2 protein-coding genes are annotated in these 4,124 nt (G+C 36.5%); one reads left to right on the plus strand and one right to left on the minus strand.

Annotated elements, in window-relative coordinates:
- Window positions 1-470 precede the first annotated feature (470 nt).
- Window positions 471-1,391 (plus strand): alpha/beta hydrolase, encoded by a 921-nt coding sequence (locus ACOVO2_RS11120; protein ID WP_421770039.1) that lies wholly within the window; start codon window positions 471-473, stop codon window positions 1,389-1,391.
- Between the two features lie 121 nt (window positions 1,392-1,512).
- Here the strand turns inward: ACOVO2_RS11120 and ACOVO2_RS11125 are convergent, their stop codons facing one another.
- A complete protein-coding gene (locus ACOVO2_RS11125) occupies window positions 1,513-3,972 on the minus strand; it encodes an FtsX-like permease family protein (protein ID WP_421770040.1) in 2,460 nt (819 codons plus the stop codon).
- Window positions 3,973-4,124: the final 152 nt, after the last annotated feature.

The raw sequence follows: 4,124 nt of genomic DNA on the forward strand, positions 1-4,124 counted from the left end.
TTTCTTAGCATAGCTTTTTCATAATTTATTACTATTCATCTAATGATGTGCCAAACTTTTAATAGACTAATAATCAAACGTTTACAATTTATTCAAACGCCAAAAATGTCCATTTTCGGACATTTACAGTACGAGTATGGACAGTTTTCTTATTAGTGATTGGTTACTGGGAAACTGATTATTGGTAAGTTGTCATTGCCTAAAATATACCCGCACGGGAGACGCCACAATCTCCTAATAACCTCCAGTAACTAAAAAACTATTCCGTTTTCAAGCTCTTCAAAGGATTTATTTAAGTATATAGATTGAGTAAAATGAACTAATCTCTAATTAATCATCAAATAGATGAAAAACCTAAGTTTAATCATAAAAACATATTAGAAAGAATAAAATTTTAAAACGTGTCAAAAATACACTATATTTGAATTTTCAACTTTTAATTATATTTTATGTTAATAAAATTCAAAAAAATGAATAAAGCATTTTATATGCTTTGCCTTATGCTATTTTCAACGGTTGTGATAGCTCAAGATGGCACTATTTACCCATTAGAAACACCCAAAGAACCCAACGCAATTCCGCTCGGAACTGGCGGTGTTGAAAATCAACCAGCCTCTGAAACTTGGTTTAAGCAATGGGGAGACCCTATGGCACGTAACATTACTAAGGCTACACTTACACCATTTTTACCTGAAAAAAGCAAAGCAAATGGTGCGGCAGTAATAGTAGCTCCCGGTGGTGGATTTAGTTGGTTATCTTTGGGAAATGAAGGCTGGGAAGTAGCCGAAGCACTTGCCAAACAAGGGTTTGCGGCTTTTGTTTTGAAATACAGACTAAATCCAACACCAGAAAAACTGGAAGATTTTACGGCATGGATGAATCGCCCTCGCACACCAGCTCCTGCACCTGCTGCTGACGCAAAACCTGCTGCTAATCCCCCAGCACCGCAGCGTAACTTAAATAACCAGTTGGAAGATGCTGAAGCGGCTTATGCAATGATTCTGAAAAGGGCTGATGAATGGGGAGTAGATACAAAAAGAATTGGTATGATTGGTTTTTCTGCTGGTGCAGGATTAACCATGCACGCTACACTGAATTCTAAAACTATGAAGTTGGCATTTATTGGACCAATTTATGGCGGAATGGGGCCAGTGGAAGTACCCAAAAATGCACCACCGATGTTTAATGTGATAGCTTCCGACGATTTTCTTTTCAGAGGTCAGTTTGGCGTTATTGACTCATGGTTCAAAGCGGGTATTCCCGTAGAATTTCACCTTTATCAAAATGGTGGACATGGTTTTGGCCTCGGTAATCCAAATCGTACCAGCAATAAGTGGTTCGATGCCTTTATCCATTGGTTAGACGTGAACAAATTCATGGCGAAGCAATAATACTAAATAATTAAAATTTGGTAGGATTCAGAACAGATTCTACCAAATTCTACTATTTGAGGTTGCAATTCTTATTAATCAATAAAATTAAAACCCGACATTTACATATCATTTAATTAAATCACTCCGTTTTCAAACTTTTCACAGGATTCATTAAAGCAGCTTTTATGGATTGGTAACTTACTGTTAGTAAAGCAATTGCAATAGCCATCATTCCTGCCAAAGCAAAAAACCACCACTGAATTTCGATATGATAAGCAAATTCTTGCAGCCATTTGTCAGTTGCCCACCAAGCAATCGGAAAAGCTATTCCGTTAGCAATCAATACTAATTTCAAGAAATCTTTTGAAAGCAAAGTCGCTAAATTTACTACACTTGCTCCCAATACTTTTCTCACCCCTATTTCTTTCACACGCTGTTCGGCGGCGTAAGTTGCCAATCCAAAAAGCCCCAAACATGCAATCAGAATTGTGGCTAAAGCTGCCCAAATGAGCATCGACTGTCGGCGAGCATCTTCGGTATAAAATAGTGCCAATTGTTGGTCGAGAAAATGGTATTCAAACAAGTTTTCGGGGTCAATTTTTGTCAGAATTTGCTCCATCTTTTTCAAAGTAGCATCTATATTTTTAGCTTCAACCCTCGAAGTGTAATAATCAATATTGTGAATTGGATTTCGTTGATAACCCAATACCATTGGAGCAATTTTTTCTCTTAAAGTCTGAAAATGAAAGTCCTTTACTATACCTATAACTCTCGCTCTAAATACTTGATTATTAGATAGAGGCCGAAAACTTCCGCCCATTGCTCTCTCTGGAATTTCGAGTATTTGATTAGAAGGCTCGCTGATATTCAGCATTTTAGCCGCAGTTTCGTTGATAATCACCGAAGCCGAGTCGCTCATTCCTGCAAAGTTTTTTCCTTTTAATAATTCAATTTCAAAGGTTTTCGAGAAACTTTCATCAACTCCTAAAAAGTATGAGATTTTAGGTTCACCGACGTCGCCCATCGGTTTAACTTTTATGGTAGGAATATTTTTCCACTCGCCTGGCACTCGTGAAGTAGTCGATACATTTTTTACGTTCGGAATCTTTGAAAACTCCGAAACAATGGCGGGAGATGATTGTCGGATTTTCCCGCTATTAATATCAACCACCAACAAAAGTTCTTTATTAAACCCTAAATCTTTATTATTCAAGAATTTCACTTGAAAAAATAAAACAATTGTAGCCACTATCATCACCACCGAAATCGTAAATTGAAAAACAACCAAGCCTTTTCTGAGTGAAAAATCAGATTTATTCGGAATTTTTAGGCTTTTCAATAGCAATATCGGACTAAAACGAGAAAGCATAAATGCAGGATAAGTTCCTGATAACAAGCCAGTTATTAAAACTACGATAATCGTAGCGAGCCAAATCTGATAATTAGTCGAAAAACCAAGAGAAAGCTCCTTATTGACAAAATCATTAAAAAATGGCAATATCAGATTGACCAAAACAACCGATAAAACAAACGAAATGAATGTTACCAAAACCGATTCGGTAAGAAACTGCGTAATCAACTGCCCTCTAACTGCCCCAACGGCCTTTTTTATACCAATTTCTTTGCTTCGGTTTGAGGCCTTTGCGGTCGTAAGATTCATATAGTTGATACACGCAATGAGCAAAACAAAAAGAGCGATAATCGCAAAAATTTTGATGTAAAATATTGAACCTGTGTTTGCCGAAGAGGTATTTGAACTGACTATTTGATTAATAATATTCTCGGAATGCAGGTGCATATCTTTCAAAGATTGAAGCGAAAACGTCATCGAAGTACCTATTTCTGGCTTAAAATTGGAATCGAGTAGGCTCTTCATTTTAGGCGAAACTGCTTCAGAGTTTGAGTTTTTCTTCAACAGTGCAAAAACCATGAAAGAATTAGAAGACCAATCTTGGCTAACATCATTGACATAACTTGTATCCGACGAATAAGTACTTTCAGAATACACCGAATTGAAATCAAAGCTCGAATTTCGAGGATGATTTTTAATAACCGCAGTTATCGTCATTGGTTGCTCGTAGCCATCCCATTTCACAGTTTTTCCTGCAACTTTCGCATTACCGAAGAGTCGCATCGCCAAATCTTCTACAATGACAATCGAATTAGGCTCTTTTAAAGCTGTTTTTGGATTACCATCGACGGCTTCAAAATCAAAAACTTCCATCAAACCATTATTAGCAACTGTTATATTTTCCAAAAACTTCTTCTGCCCAAGCACATTCCCCAAATTATCTCTTCCGAACTGAGTCAGGCGAGCGATATTTTCGATTTCAGAAATGTTTTTAGGCAATTCTTCAGATAATTTATAGCTAACTGCTGCAATATTTTTGTTTTCTGTTGGTGTTTTGCGATGTTCAATTACACGAAAAATACGGTCGGCATTGTTATGCTGTTGGTCAAAAGTAAGTTCATCGAACAAATAAAGTCCAATCAATAAAAAACAACTTAGTCCAAAAGTCAAGCCCAATACATTGAGCGTTGTGTAAAGTTTGTTTCGCAGTAAATTGCGAAAAGCGATTTTAAAGTAATTGCGTATCATAATTTTGTGATTTGTGATTTTTACTGGAATCTGGTGTTTTAAACCAATTTCCAATAATAATCAACCAATAACTATTTTCTATTCCGTTTTCAATGATTTCACAGGATTCATCAAAGCGGCCTTGATGGCTTGATAACTCACTGTTAGTAAGC

It is taken from the genome of Emticicia sp. (genome assembly GCF_049241225.1).
GTDB lineage: Bacteria > Bacteroidota > Bacteroidia > Cytophagales > Spirosomataceae > Emticicia.

Bases quoted from the DNA above. Each gene is read 5' to 3' on its own strand.
- ACOVO2_RS11120 (WP_421770039.1), top strand. From the start codon at position 471: ATGAATAAAGCATTTTATATGCTTTGCCTTATGCTATTTTCAACGGTT.
- ACOVO2_RS11125 (WP_421770040.1), bottom strand. From the start codon at position 3,972: ATGATACGCAATTACTTTAAAATCGCTTTTCGCAATTTACTGCGAAAC.